We start from the raw sequence: 15,659 nt of genomic DNA, 5'->3' as shown, positions 1-15,659 counted from the left end.
CGTCATGAGCACGTCGTCCCCCACCTCGCTGCCGGGCCCGCCGAACCTGGCGAGCAGCCTGCGCGCCCGGCGCGGCGGGGCGATCCCGGGGCTGCGGTACCGGCAGGTCGCACCCGCCGACCCGGAGAAGGCCGCGGAGGTCGACCACAGGCTGGAGGCCTGGGCGCGACGCCTCGATCTGTTCCCCGCGGCGTGGTCGGGGGACTTCTCGGGGTTCCAGTTCGGGCGGGCGGTGGTGCTTCAGCACCCGGAGGCGGCCGATCTGGAACGGCTGACCGCGGCCGGCGAGCTGCTGCTCGCCGAGAACGTCGTCGACTCCTGCTACTGCGAGGAGGACGAGGGCCGGGGCGGTGCGCGCCGGGGACTCGGGGGCCGGCTGATCATGGCCCAGTCGGCGATCGATCCGTACCACGGGATTCCCGAGCTGGAGGAGGAGTGGCGCGAGGGCGTGCGGGCCGACGGTCCGCTGCGCTCGTACCACTTCGCGCTGCAGGACTACGCCGCGTTCGCCACGCCCAGCCAGACCGACCGCTTCGTGCACGACATCGCCCGGCTGCACCTGGGTTATCTGGCCGAGGCCGCGTGGGCGGAGACCCGGTACGTACCGCGGGTCTGGGAGTACCTGGTGATGCGGCAGTTCAACAACTTCCGGCCCTGTCTGTCGATCGTGGACGCCGTGGACGGCTACGAACTGCCCGAGGCCGTCTACGCCCGGCCCGAGATCCAGCGGATCACCGCGCTCGCCTGCAACGCCACCACGATCGTCAACGACCTGTACTCGTTCACCAAGGAGCTGGCCAGCGACCCGACGCACCTCAATCTGCCGCAGGTCATCGCCGCGAACGAGCGGTGCGGCCTGAAGGCCGCCTATCTGAAGGCCGTCGAGATCCACAACCGGATCATGGAGTCCTTCGAGGAGGAGTCGGCCCTGCTGTCCGCCACCTCACCCCTCGTGGAGCGCTACGCCCGGAGCCTGTCCGACTGGGTGGCCGGCAACCACGAGTGGCATTCGACCAACACCCACCGCTACCACCTGCCCAACTACTGGTAATGCGCCATCGAATGACAGAGCGTCACAGTGACCAGCACGAGGAGTAACCGTTGACCATCGCCCCCGAAGCCGGCACCTCCACCGCCGTCCCGGTGCCGTCCCAGTCCACGTACCAGACCCGCGTCGCGGACTACTGGAACGCCGAGGAGAACCCGGTCAACCTCGAACTCGGAAAGATCGACGACCTGTACCACCATCACTACGGCATCGGCGACGCCGACCGCTCCGTGCTCGACGAACCCGACCCCGTCCGGCGCCGGGAGCGCATCACCGCCGAACTGCACCGGCTGGAGCACGCCCAGGCAGAGCTGCTCGCCGACCGGCTCGGCCCGCTGACGCCCGACGACCGGGTCTTCGACGCCGGCTGCGGACGCGGGGGCGGCAGTGTCGTGGCCCATCTGCGCCACGGCTGCGAGGCCGACGGGGTCACCCTCTCCGCCAAGCAGGCCGAGTTCGCCAACGAGCAGGCCCGCAAGCGGGGCATCGGCGACCAGGTGCGCTACCACTGCCGGAACATGCTCGACACCGGACTGCCGTCCGGGGCGTTCGCGGCCTCGTGGAACAACGAGTCGACCATGTACGTCGAGCTCGACCTGCTGTTCGCCGAGCACGCCCGGCTGCTGCGCCGCGGCGGCCGCTACGTGACCATCACCGGCTGCTACAACGACACCTACGGGCGCGCCTCGCGCGAGGTGTCCCTCATCAACGCCCACTACATCTGCGACATCCACCCGCGCTCGGCGTACTTCCGCGCGATGGCCCGCAACCGGCTCGTGCCGGTCCACGTGCAGGATCTGACCTCGGCGACCATCCCCTACTGGGAGCTGCGCCGCGAGGCCGATCACCTGGTGACGGGCATCGAGGACACGTTCCTGAGCGCGTACCGCAACGGCAGTTTCCAGTACCTGCTGATCGCCGCGGACCGCGTCTGAGCGAAGGTGGGGCCCGGGTCGGCCACGGAGTTCCGTGGCCGACCCGGGGCTTCCCCCCGAGGGCCGGCTGTGCTTGCCTGGGGAACCGTTTTCGGTGTCCGGGGCGGGAGTTGCCGTATGCGGAAGCCGTGGGTCGTGGGAGTGCTGCTGGCCGCCGTGCTGCTCGGCGCGTGCGGGGATCCGTCGTCCGGGCCGAAGGACGCCGTGCCTGCGGACGTGCCGCAGGCGTCGGCCACCACGCAGCAGCGGGCGCCTGCCTCGCCGAGCACTGCCGGTACGGCTCCGAGCGCCGCCGCGAAGGCACCGAACGTGCTGTATCTGGGCGACTCGCTCGCGATGGAGGCCCAGGAGGTGGTGGGGCGGGAGCTGCGCCGGGACCTGCGGGCGACGTACACGAGCGCCCCCTATTCGGGGACCACCCCGTGCGACTACCTGGAGGGCACCGGCAAACGGTCCCTCGTGCCGGTCGCGGACAAGGCCGCCGCCCTGGTGCGCAAGCTGCGTCCCGACTTCGTGGTGCTGCAGTTCTGGGGCAACGCGTGGGGTTACACACCCTGCATGGACGGCATCACCCATGGCGCCTCCCCGCAGAAGTACTTCGAGCGGTACGAGGCCGACATAAAGCGGCTCGTCGATCAGATCGCGGCGGCCGGAGAGGCGCGGATCGTCTGGGTGCTGCAGGGCCCGGACCCGATCACTCCCGACCGGGTCCGGCGCGTCAACGCCCTCTACGAGAAGCAGGCCGCCGCCTCGGGCGACCTGGTCGCGGACGCGGGCAAGACGCTGAGTGCGGCCGGCGCCCGCTACTCCTGGGTCCAGTACCTGCCGTGCACGGCGTACGAACGCGAGCACGCCGAGTACTGCACCCAGCCGGGCCGCGACCGGACCGCCCTGCACCGCGACGACGACTATCTGCACTTCTGTCTGGCGCCCACGACCTCGACGCCCAAGCCCTGCCCGGTCCGCTCCCCCGGGATCCTGCGGATCGCCCTGGAGATCACCCGGGTGATCCGCGAGAACCCCTAGAGGGGGCTCACTCTCCCGCGTAGGCCTTGTCCAGGGCGGCGATGTCGAACTTGCTCATCGCCATGAAAGCGGCGGTCACGCGGGCCGCCTTCGCCGGGTCCGGGTCGGTGATCATGGCCTGGAGCCGGTCCGGGACGACCTGCCAGGACACGCCGAACCTGTCCTTCAGCCACCCGCACGGGCCGGGCTCGCCGCCGTTCTCGGTGAGCTTGGTCCAGTAGTAGTCGATCTCCTCCTGGTTCTCGCAGAAGATCATGAAGGAGGTCGCCTCGGTGAACTTGAACTCGGGGCCGCCGTTGAGGCCGAGGAACTTGTGGCCGTTGGCCGTGAACTCGACGGTCATCACGCTGCCGGCGGGCTGGAGCGCTCCCTCGGGGTAGCGGGCGATCTCGCCGATGCTGGAGTTCTTGAAGATCGAGACGTAGAAGTGGGCGGCCTCCTCGGCCTGGCCGTCGTACCAGAGACACGTGGTGAAACCGTCGGTTGCCATGGGTACCTCCTGGGGCGTGGATCCGCTGTCATCTGTGTCGACCGATCCTCCGCCCGGAACTCATCGGTCGCACGGCCACTAATCCAGGTGGCCGTTACACCGTCCGGAACTAGCATCGCGGCCATGACGTCTTCGCCCGCCGGCAACGGCAACAGCGTGCACCCGTTCCGCATCGACATCCCGCAGAGCGACCTCGACGACCTGCACGACCGCCTCGACCGGGCCCGGTGGCCCGATGAGCTGCCCGGAGTGGAATGGGCGTACGGCGTGCCCTCTGAGTACCTGCGCGAGCTGGTGAGCCACTGGCGGCACACGTACGACTGGCGGGCGGCGGAGGCGCGGCTGAACGAGTGGCCGCAGTTCACGACCGAGATCGACGGCGCGCACGTGCACTTCGCGCACATCCGCTCCCCCGAGCCCGACGCCACCCCGTTGGTCATCACACACGGCTGGCCGGGCTCGATCGTCGAATTCCTGGACGTCGTCGGCCCGTTGACGGACCCGGCCGCCCACGGCGGCGACCCCGCCGACGCCTTCCACGTGGTCCTGCCGAGCATTCCCGGCTTCGGGTTCTCCGGGCCCACCCGGGATACCGGCTGGGAGGCACTGCGGATCGCCGACGCGTGGGTCGAGCTGATGACGCGCCTGGGCTACGAGCGGTTCGGCGCCCAGGGCGGCGACTGGGGTGCGGCCATCTCCCGCGAGCTGGGCCGCGCGCACCCCGACCGGGTGATCGGCATCCACCTCAATCTGCTGCCCGGCGCGCAGGCGGCCACCGAGCCTTCCGCGGAGGAACTTCGGGCGCTGAGCCCCGAGGAGCGTGAGCGCACGCTCACCTCATGGCGGCGGTGGGCCAAGTGGTTCCGGGACGGGACCGGCTACTTCCACCTGCAGTCCACCCGGCCGCAGACCCTGTCGTACGCGCTCACGGACTCGCCGGTCGGCCAACTCGCCTGGATCGTCGAGAAGTTCCAGGAGTGGACGGACTCCGAGCGGGTGCCCGAGGAGGCCGTCGACCGGGACCTGATGCTCACGAACGTGATGCTGTACTGGCTGACGGGCACGGCGGGTTCGTCCGCCCGGATCTACTACGAGCGCGCCCACGCCAAGGGCGAGGGGGTCGCCGCCCCGCGCGAGCCCTCGACCGCCCCGACCGCGGTGGCGTGCTTCCCCGGGGACCCGCAGATCCCGCTGCGGCACAAGGCGGAGCGCACGGAGAACATCGTCCGCTGGACGGAGCTGGACCGGGGCGGGCACTTCGCGGCGATGGAGGAGCCCGATCTGCTCGTGGACGACGTCCGCGCCTTCTTCCGGCAGCTGCGCGAGAAGAGCTGAGCGATCCGCTCTGCCGGCAGCGAATCTGCCGCGGGCAGAAATTCCGCGTTCCGGGCCCGTCCGAGGTCAACAGTGGAGTCGACGGCATCCCGCCACCACGAGGAGAACCGATGACTCCACTCACCACGCTCGCTCCCCGGGCCGAGGAGGGCGACGCACCGCCGACCCGCTTCGACGACCACCTCGCCGCCCAACTGCTCGCCCAGCGCATCGTGTTGCTCGGCACCGAGGTCACCGAATCCTCCGCCAACCGGGTCTGCGCCCAGCTGCTGTTGCTGTCCGCCGAGGATCCGCGCACCGACATCAGCCTGTACATCAACAGCCCGGGCGGCTCTGTGCACGCGGGGCTGGCGATCTACGACACGATGCGGCTGATCCCGAACGACGTCTCGACGCTGGCGATGGGCTTCGCCGCCAGCATGGGCCAGTTCCTGCTCAGCGTCGGCAGCGAAGGCAAGCGGTACGCGCTGCCGAACGCGCGGATCATGATGCACCAGCCGTCGGCCGGGATCGGCGGCACCACCGCGGACATCGAGATCCAGGCGGAGAACCTGGAGTTCACCAAGCGGACCATCGAGCGGATCACCGCCGAACACACCGGCCAGTCCCCGGAGACCATCTCCCGGGACGGCGACCGCGACCGCTGGTTCACGGCCGAGGAGGCCAAGGAGTACGGCATGGTGGACCGGGTCGTGGAGTCCCTCACGGACGTCCGCCCGGCCGCCTCCAAGCGACGGATGGGGCTGTGACATGGGGAACTACACGATTCCGTACGTCGTCGAACGGACCGCGCACGGCGAGCGCTCCTCCGACGTCTTCAGCCGGCTGCTGTCGGAGCGGATCATCTTCCTCGGCACGGAGATCGACGACGGCGTGGCCAACGTCGTCATCGCCCAGCTCCTGCACCTGGAGTCGGCGGCGCCGGAGAACGAGATCGCGATCTACATCAACTCCCCCGGCGGCTCGAACACTTCGCTCATGGCGATCTACGACACCATGACGTACGTGCAGGCGCCGATCTCCACGTTCTGCGTGGGTCAGGCGGCGTCAACGGCCGCCGTGCTGCTGGCCGGTGGGGATCCGGGGCGGCGGTTCGTCCTGGAGCACGCGCGCGTGCTGCTCGGCCAGCCCGCCACCGGCGGCAGCCGGGGCATGGTGTCCGATCTCGCCCTCCAGGCCAAGGAGATGATCCGGATCCGCTCCCAGGTCGAGGAGGTCCTGGCCCGGCACACGCACCACGACATCGCGACCCTGCGCGCGGACATGGACCGCGACAAGGTGTTCACCGCCGAGGAGGCCGTGGCGTACGGCCTGGCCGACGAGGTGGTGAGCCGGCGCCTCGTGCGGGTCTGAGACGCCGGCGCGGCCTCACGCCGCCAGGCACATCCCGTCGTACGACGAACCCGTCCTGGCGCGGCTGGCGCCCGGCACGCGGCGACTGGTGAGCCGGACCAACTCGCCCTGCGCCAGCGACAGCAGGTCGCCGAGGCCGAGTCCCAAGGCGTGGGCGGCGGCCGCGAGGACCTCCGAGGAGGCCTCCTTGCGGCCGCGCTCCACCTCCGAGAGGTACGGCATGGAGATCCGGGCCGCGTCGGCCACGTCCTTGAGGGTGCGCTCCTGGGCGAGCCGCTCTCGGCGCAGGACGTCACCGACCAGGTCGCGCCACAAGGGCTCTTTGGGCGCGGGGGCGGGCGGCGCCGCGGAGGGCCGGGCGGCGGGCGCGCTCGCGGGGGCCGCGGTGGCAGGGCGTTCGGACGCGGGGCGGGTCGTTCCCGGGCGGGCGGCGGGCCGGTGTGCGGCCGGCGGGCGCAGGGGAATGACGCGGGCTTCGTTCGGCGCTTGTTCGCTCACCCGCCCAGCCTAGAAGCGTCGGCCGCCGGGGGAAGGGATCAGCATTCCGCCCTGGGGGAAATCGCAACGACCGCCTGCCGCCTGCCGGGCGCGCGAGTCACTCGTCGCTCAGCCGCAGCACCGCACGTACCCGCTTGCCGACCGGCACCCGTTCGACGGCCATCTCCGCCGCCAGCGCGTGCACTATCTCCAGGCCGTGCCGGCCGATCCGTTCCGGGTCCTTGGGGAAGCGGCGCGGCAGCGCGGAGCTGCTGTCGTACACGCAGACCGTGATCGCGTCGTCCGTGCCCTCCAGGTCCAGGATGTACGGGCCGTTGCTGTGCCGGTCGGCGTTGGTGACCAACTCGCTGACCACCAGGAGCACCTTGTCCTCGGCGGGCTCGGCGATCGTGGCGCACCACTCGGTCCTGAGCCGACCGAGGAACAGCGCGGCGAAGGACCGCGCCTCGGCGATGCATCCGGGTTCACCGCTGTAGTGCGCCGCCCGCCGAAGCGGTTCCACGGGCACGTCGAAACCAGTCGGAATCACTGCCCCGTCCACGTGCTCGATCATGCGTATCTCTCTCGGAAGCCGGAACTGGCCGGACACTACTGCACCAGTCCTCGTACCCAGAGCGGAGCCGCGCAGTCACCGCGCAGGTGGCGCCGTACGTCACAACGACGGCGACTGGGACGCACCCGTGGTGGGAGCCGACTGCGACTCCGATTGTGACGCCGACTGCGAGGTCGTCGTACCCGTGGTGGACGGTGACTCGGTGGGCGACGTCTCGGGCGACTCCGACTTCGTCGTGGACTCGGTGGTCGTCGGTTCCGTGGTCGTCGGCTCCGTCGTCGTGGGGGCCGTCGTCGTCGGCTCCTCCTTCCGCCTTTCGTCGCTCGGCGACGGCGAGGAGGGGGAGATCGAGGTGGACGGGGAGGTGGGCGACGTCGGCGTCGACACGCTCACCGAGGGGGAGGGCTTCGCCGGCGGTTCGGTCTTCTTGTCCTTGCGGCCGTCGTCGCCGCGCGGACGGGCGAGCCACTCCTTGCGGTCGGGGTCGTAGATCACGAAGGTCTTGACGACGATCGTCGAGGCCGAGACCACCACGACGTTGGTGGGGCGGTACGACGGCCAGGAGTCACCCGTCCGCTTGGGCGTGCCGTGCTGGGCGACCGGCGTGGTCAGCGGGTTGCCGCAGGCACAGCGCAGCCGGGGCACACCGCGGTCGTCGACGAAGACCGCCGTGCCGGCCTGGAGGACGGCCTGGTAGCTGGTGACGGCACCGTCGCGGTAGCCGTGGTTGGTGACGCGGGTGTCCATGCGCAGCTGAACCGGGGTGAGCGAGCGCAGGTAGGAGGCGACGTCGGACGTGCCGATGCGGGCGACCGACGCGAACGCCCTGTTCTCGGCCGGGGCCTGCTGGAGGTAGGTGATCTGCTTCTCCACGTCGCAGGCGCCGACGTTGCGGCTGCCGCTGTACAGGCCGGGCGCACCGCCGTCCACGCCTCGTACCGCATTCGACGGCGCCGACTCGGTGGCCGGGGACGGGCTGACAGGCGGGGCGGTGCTGTCCTTCGCGGTGGACTCGGTGAACGGGTCGGGGCCCGTGCTGCTCGCGGCCTGGAGGAAGACCTCGCCGCTCTGGGCGGTGCCGCTGCCGCCACCGCCGCCGCGTGACAGGACGACGGCGACGAGCACAGCGGCCACCACGACCGCGGTGAGCGAGGCGATACGGGGGACGGACCTCCACCAGGGGTGGTGGGGCTCGGGGCCGGGTGCTCCCCCGCCGGTGTCGGAGGGGGGCTGCGAGGGCGGGCCGGCGGGCGGCTGGGAGGGACCCGACAGGGGACCCGAGGGCGGCCCTGTGGGGCGGCCGGACGACGGAGGTTCGACACTCACGAGTCCTTCTTCCCGACGCTGGACTCCTGCGGCAGCCAGTGCTGCTTCGCGTCTTTTTCCGCTTTGCCGCTTCAGCGGCAGTTTGTACTGTTTCCATTCTGTGCGCGCCTCCCGCGCCGCACGCAAGCCGACGCGGGACGGGACTCCCGACAGGCGTGCCCCGGGGGTGCTGCTTAGCGTGGGCAGGGTGAGTGCGCCGACCCCCTCTCGTGCGGCCGTGGCCCTTCGGGGCTGGGTGCGGGCCGTCGCCGTGGTGCTGGCAGGGCTGGTGGCGATGGGGGCGGTCGCCGCGCTGGGACTGTGGGCCGCCGGGGCCGCCGACCTTCCGGACGGCGCCTTCCCGCGGGTCGTCGCGGCGACCGTGGTCACGGCGGTAGGCGGCACGGTCGAGCTCTCGGGCAACGCGGGAGGGCTGGCCGAGTCCGACGCCGGGCTGACCGTGATCCCGCTGTCGGTCACGCTCACCGGCGCCCTGGTCCTGGCCGCCGGTTTCCTGCGGCCGCTGCGACACCGGGCGGTCACCGGCACCCGGGAACTCGCCGGGTGGGCCGCGCGCATCGCCGTGGTGTGGCCGGCCGCCCTCCTGGCGCTGTCCCTCACCGCCCGCCACACATTCTCCCTCTCGCTCGGCGACCTCGGGGACGACGTCCTCGGTGACCTCGGCGACCTGTTCGGCATCTCCCCCGAGGTCGGCTTCACCACGGACGTCCCCGCGACGATGTTCTTCGGCCTGCTGTGGCTGGCGGGCGTGCTGGTCCTGGCCCTGCTGGTCACGCGTGGCGCTCCACTGCAGGGCCGGCTGCTGCGCTTCCAGGAGTCGGTGCGGCCGGCCGCGTGCGCCATGGTGGTGCTGCTGCTGGCGTGGGTCGGCCTGGGGATCGCCATCGGTCTGGTCGTCGCGGCGACCCGAGGGCATGCGGCCGACACCTTCGCGGTGATCCTGCTCGGCATGCCGAACCTGGTGTGGCTCGCCCTGACGCTCGGGCTCGGCGCGACCTGGAACGGCCGGGTGGAGGGGCCCTTCGGGCTGCCCATGCCGCATGTGCTCGACGAGGTGCTGCGCGGCCAGGAGGTCGCCGAGCTGAATCTGGGCACGCTCGCCGAGCACGACGGCAGGGTGTGGTGGCTGGTCGCCGTCGACGCGCTCCTGCTGCTTGCCGTCGCGTTCGTGACGGCGAGGCGGTCGCCGGCCCGGATGCGCGCCTGGCAGCACGCGGTGCACCTCGCGGTCGCGCTCGCGCTCACGGTGCTGATGATCTGCCTCGTCGGTCGCGTCTCGGCGCACTACGGCCTGTCGGTCCTGGGCATCGGCGACCTGGGCGGGGATCTGGGCGGCGAGCTGTTCCTGCGGCCCGAGGTGTGGACGGCGGTCGGCCTGGCGCTGCTGTGGGGGCTGGTCGCCGGGTTCCTCGGCGGACTGCTGGCCCGGTGGGTGCGCGGCCGGGGCGAGGTCGCGACGCGCGCGCGGGGATGACCGGTCCGGCGGTCACCTCCGGAAGACCGGCTCGGCCCAGCGCGGCGGCGGTTTCGGCACGCCCTCGGCGGACTCGTTCGGGACTCCTGCGGCTCTCGGGCCCGCCTGGGTCGGGGTGCGCAGGGCCGCCGCCTCACCGGCCACGGCGGCGCGCAGTCCGGCGACGAAGGCGAGGCAGGAGTCGTGGCGGTCGTCGGGGCTCTTGGCCAGCGCCATGGCGAACACGGAGTCGACGGGCGGGGCGAGGTCGGGGCGTTCCTCGGTCAGGGGCGGCGGCTCGTCGTACTGGTGGGCCCACAGCAGGGCCATGTCCTCGTCCCGCTGGAACGGCGGGTGGCCCGCCAGGCACTCGTAGACCACGCAGGCGAACCCGTAGACGTCGCAGCGTGCGTCGACCGGCTTGCCCGAGATCTGCTCGGGGGCCACGTAGTCGAGCGTGCCGACGAACTGGCCGACGGTCGTGAAACCGGTCAGCGACAGTGACTTCTTCGTCAAGCCGAAGTCGGTGAGGTAGACGTGCTCGGGGTGGTCGCTGTCGGTGCCGCGGGCGACGAGGATGTTGCCCGGTTTCACGTCCCGGTGGACCAGCCCGTGCTCATGCGCCGCGTCGAGGGCGGAGGCGACCTGGGCGGCGATCCGCAGGGCCGTCGGGGGCGGCAGCGGGCCCTGGACGTCGAGAAGATGGCGCAGGTCGCTGCCGGAGACGTAGCGCATGGCGATGTACAGGACGCCGTCGGTCTCGTCCGCCTCGTAGACCGGCACGATGTGCGGGTGGTCGATGGCGGCGGCCGTCCGGGACTCGTGGGTGAAGCGGCGCCGGAAGGTGTCGTTGCGGGCGAGTTCGGGGGCGAGGAGCTTGAGCGCGACGGTGCGGTCCAGGCGCAGGTCCCTGGCTCGGTAGACCACGGCCATGCCGCCCCGGCCGATCTCCTGCTCGATGCGGTATCCCGCGACCTGCCGGCCGATCAGCTCGGAGGGCCGGCCCGAGAAGAGGCTCGTGTCACGGGCCATCGGGACTCACGACCTGGGTCGGGCCGCGGCCGGGGTCCTCGGGGGCGCGGGGTCCGTCGTCCGCGGCGTAGGTGCTCAGCGCTGCGCCGTCCGCGTACGCCCACCGCGCGTCCCCGGGGTCGTACAGCCACATGGACTCCCCGTCGACGACCACGCCGATCCGCAGCCCCGACGTGCGGGCGCGGAAGGTCTCGCCGTCCAGTGCGCCGGCCACCAGTTCCTCGACCGCCGACCGGTAGTCGGCCAGTGCCCGCTCGGCACGGCCCAGCAGCGGGCGCGGATCGGTGGCGCCGGTGAGCCGGCCGGCGTCGCCGGTGGGCGGGTCCTGGGGCACGGCGACCAGGAAGCGGCCGTCGACCCAGGCCGACCAGCCGTTGGCGCACAGGATGTGCCCCCAGTCGCCGCGCCGTTCGACGAGCTGGACCGGCAGGAAGGCGTCGAGGGGCACGGTGGGCCGGGCGGGGTCCGGGGACTCCCAGGCGGGCATGCCGTTGCGGGGGACGACATGGGTGGGCCGGAAGGCGGGGGAAGTCATGGACGCGCGCCGGCTTCCGGGTGACGACGACGGTGGTGCGGCCGTCGTCGGCCGGGCCCCTCGCCGGTGTCCAGGACCAGTACAGGCGCCGTCGGTGCGACCGGTCGCTCCACCATGCCTGGATTCTATCGATCTGTGCTGTTGTGCGCCGCTTCTGTCGCCTGCGGGGATCACGTCGGAGCGGCTCTCAGGCGACGGGCACGACCAGCGCCGGGATGGTCCGCTGCATCCGCAGGGCATCCACCGACTCGGCGAGGAGTTCGTACTCGGTGGTGTCGTCGTTCACGGCGATCCGCACCAGCCGTCCGGCCGCCAACTCGTCGGCGATCAGCTCCTGTTGAGCGACGTCACCGCACCAGGTGCGCAACACGGCCGGAACGTCGAGCACGGTGTCGGCGACCGGGACGAGCGCGCTCGGCGGGAAGTGCTCGGCCTCGGGTCGCGGGTCTAATCGCTCGGCGATCCAGGACGCCCGGTCGCGCAACCACCACAGGGCCAGGGCCAGGGTGGGTGCCCGGTACGTGCCCAGGGGTACACCGATGCGCCGGCCTCCGCAGACTCCGTATGCGGTGACATGGCACAGGAACTCGTCGTGCACGTAGCCTCCCCCGTATTGCGTGTTCGCCTGTCGGCGGCCTCGCTTTCCGTGCGGCTCGTGAGCGGTGTGTGAGGGTACCGTCGCCCCATGTGAGGCACCCCAGTAGTGAGTATGTTCACTACTGAAACACTGTCACCACGACTTTCCGGCCAGTCTCCTGGCATATTCACAGTCGGTGTTGGCCGAAATACGACGAGTACATGCCAGCCGGGTTCATCACCCCGGGGGTAATCGAGCTTCCCGACGCGTGCGGGCATCGTGGCGGTAACGGGTGCGCCCCGACCTCCACCCGGCTTCCGACCAGCGGTGAGGACCTCGTTGGAGGCTGATCGACCATGCCCGCGACCACCGACCGCTACGAGATCGCCGTCGCCCGTTACTTCGAGGCCTGGAACGCCCGCGAGCCCGAGACGCTCGCCTTGGCGGTCACCACCGCGTGGACCCCGTTCGGCGGCTGCACCGACCCCATGGCCGACGTCCGCGGACACGAGGACATCGTCGCCGTCCGTCCTGGGATTCCTGGACCGGGTGCCCGCCGGGGCATGAGCGACCAGTCGCCGCCTGAGCGATGAGTTCCGGGACGCGCGGCGGTCCTGACCAGTGAAGGCAGTCGGACCGCCGGGAACGGAGCATGCCATGACCACCAGCGGACACCTACTGGACGCGGAATTCACCGCGGTCCTGCGCAAGAGCCCGAGCAAGGGCGGCTGGACCTACCTCGTCTGGCCCGAGTCCGTCGACTTCTTCGGTACCCGCGGACTGGTCAGAATCCGCGGGACCGTGGACGGACATCCGTTCCAGAGTTCGTTCATGGCCCTCGGAGACGGCACCCACAAGCTCCCCGTCAAGGCCGACGTGCGCAAGGCCATCGGGAAGCAGGAGGGCGACTCCGTCACCGTTCACCTCACGGAGCGGCTCAGCCCTTGAGCACCGCCTCGATCCGGTCCAGCTCCTGCGTGTCGAAGTCCAGGTTGCCGGTCGCGGCGACGCTGTCCTCGATCTGCTGCGCGCTGCTCGCGCCGACGAGCGCGGAGGTCACCCGGCCGCCGCGCAGCACCCAGGCCAGGGCCAGCTGGGCCAGGGTCTGGCCGCGGGACTTGGCGATCTCGTCGAGGGCACGCAGCTTGCCCAGCAGTTCCTCGGTGATCGCGTCGGCGCTCAGGAACGGGCTGCCGCTCGCGGCCCGCGAGTCCTTCGGAATGCCGTCGAGGTAGCGGGAGGTCAGCCGGCCCTGTGCCAGCGGGGAGAACACGATCGAACCGACCTGCAGTTCGTCCAGCGCGTCGAGGAGGCACTCCTCCTCGGGGCGGCGGTTCAGCATCGAGTAGGCCGGCTGGTGGATGAGCAGCGGCGTGCCCAGGTCGGCGAGGATACGGGCCGCCTCGCGGGTCTGCTCGGCCGAGTAGTTGGAGACGCCGACGTACAGCGCCTTGCCCTGCTGCACCGCCGAGTGCAGGGCGCCCATCGTCTCCTCCAGCGGAGTGTCCGGGTCGGGGCGGTGCGAGTAGAAGATGTCGACGTAGTCCAGGCCCATCCGCTTCAGACTCTGGTCCAGCGAGGACAGCAGGTACTTGCGCGAGCCCCACTCGCCGTACGGACCGGGCCACATCAGATAGCCGGCCTTGGTGGAGATGATCAGCTCGTCGCGGTACGGCGCGAAGTCCGTCTTCAACGCCTCGCCGAACGCCGACTCGGCCGCGCCGGGCGGCGGACCGTAGTTGTTGGCCAGGTCGAAGTGGGTGACGCCGAGGTCGAAGGCGCGGCGCAGAATGGCCCGCTGGTGCTCGACCGAGCGGTCCGCCGGGCCGAAGTTGTGCCACAGTCCGAGGGACAGCGCCGGGAGCTTGAGGCCGCTGCGTCCGGTGCGGCGGTAGGGCATGTCCGCGTAGCGGTCGGGGTGTGCGGTGTACAACGCGACTCCAGAGGGGTTGGCACACGAGGGACGGCTCCGCAGAACCGTCCTCCAGTCGTCCTCCACTCTGTCGTGACCTGCGGGCAGTGGTCCAACAGGTAAATCAGATGGGATTGAGCGACTAATCTGCTCAATCATGGAACTGCGCCATCTCCAGCACTTCGTGGCGGTCGCCGAGGACCAGCACTTCACCCGGGCGGCCGAGCGCCTGCTGGTGTCCCAGTCGGGCCTGTCGGCGTCGATCCGGGCGCTGGAACGGGAGTTGCAGACCCCGCTGTTCGTGCGCACCACCCGCCGGGTGACGCTCACCCCGGCCGGCCGTGCCCTGCTGTGCGAGGCGGAGCGGATCCTGGCGCAGGTGCGGGCCGCCCATGAGGCGGTGGCCGCGGTGCAGGGCGTGCTGCGCGGGATGCTGGCGCTCGGGTCCGAGCAGTGCATCGCCGGGGTGCATGTGGCGGGGCTGCTCGCGGCCTTCCGGCGGGAGCATCCGGACGTGGAGATCTGTCTGCGTCAGGCCGGTTCGGGCGCGCTCGCGGAGGAGGTCGCGGCCGGGCGCCTCGATCTGGCCTTCGCCGTGCGGACCGCGCAGGAGGACACCGACCAGCTGCGCGTCGTACCGCTGACCAGCGAGCCGATGACCGTCCTGTGCCATCCGAGCCACCGGCTCGCGACCGCCGGGGCCGCGGTCACTCCGGAGGAGCTGGGCGGGGAGGTGTTCGTCGACTTCCATCCGGACTGGGGGCCGCGCCGCGCCACCGACGCCGTGTTCGCGGCCGCGGGCGTACGGCGCACCGTCTCCCTGGAGGTCAACGACGTGCACAGCCTCCTGGACCTGGTGGACGAGAACCTCGGTATCGCCGTCGTGCCGCGCCACTTCCGGCACAAGCGGCCGTCGCTGACCGCCCTGCCGGTGAAGGGCACCGGCGACACGGTCTACGAGACGGTCGCCCTGCTGCCGCCCGCCCAGGCCACCAGCCCGGCCGCCCGGGCGCTGATGGCGCTGCTGGAAACGGAAGGCGGCTGACGGACGGGTGCGCGATGGTGGAGCCATGCATGCCAAGGACATCCTCATCGACGGTTACAACCGCATCCAGGAAGAAGTCCACGCCGCCGTCGAGGGCCTCGACCTCGACGCCCTGCACGCCCGGCCCTCCGCCGACACCAACTCCATCGCCTGGCTCATCTGGCATCTCACCCGGGTCCAGGACGACCACATCGCCGACGCCTTCGGCCTCGACCAGGTGTGGCTGACGCTGGACTTCCACAAGACCTTCGGGCTGGACCTGCCGCGCCACGACACCGGCTACGGGCACACCGCGGCGAAGGTCGCCAAGGTGCGGGTCGACTCCGGTGACCTGCTGACCGGCTACTACGACGCCGTGCACACCCAGACCCTCGGGGCCCTGCGCGAGGTGGCCGCCAAGGATCTGGAGCGCATCGTGGACGAGCGCTGGGATCCGCCGGTCAGCCTGGGCGTACGGCTGGTCAGCGTCCTGTCCGACGATCTGCAGCACGTCGGACAGGCCGCCTACGTACGCGGGCTGCTCGCCGGCTCATAGACCCGC

At 71.2% G+C, this 15,659-nt stretch carries 18 protein-coding genes and 1 pseudogene; 11 read left to right on the top strand and 8 right to left on the bottom strand.

The annotated features are described in order from the left end of the window. The first annotated feature begins 4 nt into the window (after nucleotides 1–4). From EJ357_RS44455 to EJ357_RS44445, 3 genes are all read left to right on the top strand, one after another. A complete protein-coding gene (locus tag EJ357_RS44455; RefSeq protein WP_126398064.1) occupies nucleotides 5–1,051 on the top strand; it encodes a family 2 encapsulin nanocompartment cargo protein terpene cyclase in 1,047 nt (348 codons plus the stop codon). 50 nt (nucleotides 1,052–1,101) lie between these two features. Then, nucleotides 1,102–1,983, top strand: coding sequence for a geranyl diphosphate 2-C-methyltransferase (locus tag EJ357_RS44450; RefSeq protein ID WP_126398061.1), 882 nt, complete (start codon nucleotides 1,102–1,104; stop codon nucleotides 1,981–1,983). A 117-nt stretch (nucleotides 1,984–2,100) separates the two neighbouring features. Next, on the top strand, nucleotides 2,101–3,009 hold the full coding sequence (locus EJ357_RS44445) for an SGNH/GDSL hydrolase family protein (protein ID WP_126398059.1): 909 nt from the start codon (nucleotides 2,101–2,103) through the stop codon (nucleotides 3,007–3,009). 7 nt (nucleotides 3,010–3,016) lie between these two features. On the opposite strand, the gene EJ357_RS44440 is transcribed toward EJ357_RS44445, so the two are convergent. Then, on the bottom strand, nucleotides 3,017–3,499 hold the full coding sequence (locus EJ357_RS44440) for a VOC family protein (RefSeq protein ID WP_126398057.1): 483 nt from the start codon (nucleotides 3,497–3,499) through the stop codon (nucleotides 3,017–3,019). 123 nt (nucleotides 3,500–3,622) lie between these two features. Here EJ357_RS44440 and EJ357_RS44435 point away from each other — a divergent pair, with 123 nt between their 5' ends. The 3 genes from EJ357_RS44435 (at nucleotide 3,623) to EJ357_RS44425 (ending at nucleotide 6,187) form a co-directional block, all read left to right on the top strand. Further along, on the top strand, nucleotides 3,623–4,834 hold the full coding sequence (locus EJ357_RS44435) for an epoxide hydrolase family protein (RefSeq protein ID WP_126398055.1): 1,212 nt from the start codon (nucleotides 3,623–3,625) through the stop codon (nucleotides 4,832–4,834). A gap of 110 nt (nucleotides 4,835–4,944) precedes the next feature. Continuing rightward, entirely contained in the window at nucleotides 4,945–5,583 is a 639-nt protein-coding gene (locus EJ357_RS44430) for an ATP-dependent Clp protease proteolytic subunit (RefSeq protein ID WP_126398053.1), read from the top strand. 1 nt (nucleotide 5,584) lies between these two features. Beyond that, nucleotides 5,585–6,187, top strand: a complete 603-nt coding sequence (locus EJ357_RS44425) for a ClpP family protease (protein ID WP_126398051.1) — start codon at nucleotides 5,585–5,587, stop codon at nucleotides 6,185–6,187. A 15-nt stretch (nucleotides 6,188–6,202) separates the two neighbouring features. On the opposite strand, the gene EJ357_RS50385 is transcribed toward EJ357_RS44425, so the two are convergent. The 3 genes from EJ357_RS50385 to EJ357_RS44410 all read right to left on the bottom strand — a co-directional run bounded on the left by EJ357_RS50385 (nucleotide 6,203) and on the right by EJ357_RS44410 (nucleotide 8,564). Then, a complete protein-coding gene (locus EJ357_RS50385) occupies nucleotides 6,203–6,685 on the bottom strand; it encodes a helix-turn-helix domain-containing protein (RefSeq protein ID WP_126398049.1) in 483 nt (160 codons plus the stop codon). Nucleotides 6,686–6,782: 97 nt separating this feature from the next. Then, the gene (locus EJ357_RS44415; RefSeq protein ID WP_126398047.1) at nucleotides 6,783–7,238 is read right to left on the bottom strand and encodes an ATP-binding protein; all 456 of its coding nucleotides are present in this window, start codon (nucleotides 7,236–7,238) and stop codon (nucleotides 6,783–6,785) included. A gap of 99 nt (nucleotides 7,239–7,337) precedes the next feature. Beyond that, complete coding sequence (locus tag EJ357_RS44410) at nucleotides 7,338–8,564, bottom strand: DUF6777 domain-containing protein (RefSeq protein WP_126398045.1); 1,227 nt, start codon at nucleotides 8,562–8,564, stop codon at nucleotides 7,338–7,340. Nucleotides 8,565–8,751: 187 nt separating this feature from the next. On the opposite strand from EJ357_RS44410, the gene EJ357_RS44405 reads away from it, so the two are divergent. Further along, nucleotides 8,752–10,038, top strand: a complete 1,287-nt coding sequence (locus EJ357_RS44405; protein WP_126398043.1) for a streptophobe family protein — start codon at nucleotides 8,752–8,754, stop codon at nucleotides 10,036–10,038. 12 nt (nucleotides 10,039–10,050) lie between these two features. On the opposite strand, the gene EJ357_RS44400 is transcribed toward EJ357_RS44405, so the two are convergent. The 3 genes from EJ357_RS44400 to EJ357_RS44390 form a co-directional block, all read right to left on the bottom strand. Then, nucleotides 10,051–11,049: a serine/threonine-protein kinase gene (locus tag EJ357_RS44400; protein WP_126398041.1), complete on the bottom strand. Its 999-nt coding sequence runs from the start codon at nucleotides 11,047–11,049 to the stop codon at nucleotides 10,051–10,053. After that, the gene (locus EJ357_RS44395) at nucleotides 11,039–11,584 is read right to left on the bottom strand and encodes an SH3 domain-containing protein (RefSeq protein WP_126398039.1); all 546 of its coding nucleotides are present in this window, start codon (nucleotides 11,582–11,584) and stop codon (nucleotides 11,039–11,041) included. Before EJ357_RS44395 ends, EJ357_RS44400 begins: the two co-directional genes overlap by 11 nt. A gap of 187 nt (nucleotides 11,585–11,771) precedes the next feature. After that, entirely contained in the window at nucleotides 11,772–12,182 is a 411-nt protein-coding gene (locus EJ357_RS44390) for a hypothetical protein (protein ID WP_126398037.1), read from the bottom strand. A gap of 335 nt (nucleotides 12,183–12,517) precedes the next feature. Here EJ357_RS44390 and EJ357_RS44385 point away from each other — a divergent pair. Then, nucleotides 12,518–12,688, top strand: a pseudogene (locus tag EJ357_RS44385) (nuclear transport factor 2 family protein); the annotation flags it as partial. A gap of 130 nt (nucleotides 12,689–12,818) precedes the next feature. Further along, complete coding sequence (locus EJ357_RS44380; protein ID WP_126398035.1) at nucleotides 12,819–13,109, top strand: DUF1905 domain-containing protein; 291 nt, start codon at nucleotides 12,819–12,821, stop codon at nucleotides 13,107–13,109. On the opposite strand, the gene mgrA is transcribed toward EJ357_RS44380, so the two are convergent. Next, nucleotides 13,099–14,094, bottom strand: a complete 996-nt coding sequence (gene mgrA / locus EJ357_RS44375; RefSeq protein ID WP_126398033.1) for an L-glyceraldehyde 3-phosphate reductase — start codon at nucleotides 14,092–14,094, stop codon at nucleotides 13,099–13,101. The two genes, EJ357_RS44380 and mgrA, sit on opposite strands and share 11 nt — an antisense overlap. Before the next feature lie 136 nt (nucleotides 14,095–14,230). On the opposite strand from mgrA, the gene EJ357_RS44370 reads away from it, so the two are divergent. Together EJ357_RS44370 and EJ357_RS44365 are read left to right on the top strand one after the other, a co-directional pair. Further along, on the top strand, nucleotides 14,231–15,118 hold the full coding sequence (locus tag EJ357_RS44370; protein ID WP_126398031.1) for a LysR substrate-binding domain-containing protein: 888 nt from the start codon (nucleotides 14,231–14,233) through the stop codon (nucleotides 15,116–15,118). Between the two features lie 25 nt (nucleotides 15,119–15,143). Beyond that, nucleotides 15,144–15,653, top strand: coding sequence for a mycothiol transferase (locus EJ357_RS44365; RefSeq protein ID WP_126398029.1), 510 nt, complete (start codon nucleotides 15,144–15,146; stop codon nucleotides 15,651–15,653). Nucleotides 15,654–15,659 lie beyond the last annotated feature (6 nt).

Source organism: Streptomyces cyaneochromogenes (assembly GCF_003963535.1).
GTDB lineage: Bacteria > Actinomycetota > Actinomycetes > Streptomycetales > Streptomycetaceae > Streptomyces > Streptomyces shaanxiensis.
The sequence above is the reverse complement of the archived record's forward strand: the minus strand, read 5'-3'. Positions and strand labels throughout refer to the sequence as shown.

Excerpts from the sequence above, each read along its gene's own strand:
- EJ357_RS44455 (WP_126398064.1), top strand. The coding sequence starts at position 5 with ATGAGCACGTCGTCCCCCACCTCGCTGCCGGGCCCGCCGAACCTGGCG.
- EJ357_RS44445 (WP_126398059.1), top strand. The coding sequence starts at position 2,101 with ATGCGGAAGCCGTGGGTCGTGGGAGTGCTGCTGGCCGCCGTGCTGCTC.
- EJ357_RS44440 (WP_126398057.1), bottom strand. The coding sequence starts at position 3,499 with ATGGCAACCGACGGTTTCACCACGTGTCTCTGGTACGACGGCCAGGCC.
- EJ357_RS44435 (WP_126398055.1), top strand. The coding sequence starts at position 3,623 with ATGACGTCTTCGCCCGCCGGCAACGGCAACAGCGTGCACCCGTTCCGC.
- EJ357_RS44430 (WP_126398053.1), top strand. The coding sequence starts at position 4,945 with ATGACTCCACTCACCACGCTCGCTCCCCGGGCCGAGGAGGGCGACGCA.
- EJ357_RS44425 (WP_126398051.1), top strand. The coding sequence starts at position 5,585 with ATGGGGAACTACACGATTCCGTACGTCGTCGAACGGACCGCGCACGGC.
- EJ357_RS44415 (WP_126398047.1), bottom strand. The coding sequence starts at position 7,238 with ATGATCGAGCACGTGGACGGGGCAGTGATTCCGACTGGTTTCGACGTG.
- EJ357_RS44400 (WP_126398041.1), bottom strand. The coding sequence starts at position 11,049 with ATGGCCCGTGACACGAGCCTCTTCTCGGGCCGGCCCTCCGAGCTGATC.
- EJ357_RS44395 (WP_126398039.1), bottom strand. The coding sequence starts at position 11,584 with ATGACTTCCCCCGCCTTCCGGCCCACCCATGTCGTCCCCCGCAACGGC.
- EJ357_RS44380 (WP_126398035.1), top strand. The coding sequence starts at position 12,819 with ATGACCACCAGCGGACACCTACTGGACGCGGAATTCACCGCGGTCCTG.
- EJ357_RS44370 (WP_126398031.1), top strand. The coding sequence starts at position 14,231 with ATGGAACTGCGCCATCTCCAGCACTTCGTGGCGGTCGCCGAGGACCAG.
- EJ357_RS44365 (WP_126398029.1), top strand. The coding sequence starts at position 15,144 with ATGCATGCCAAGGACATCCTCATCGACGGTTACAACCGCATCCAGGAA.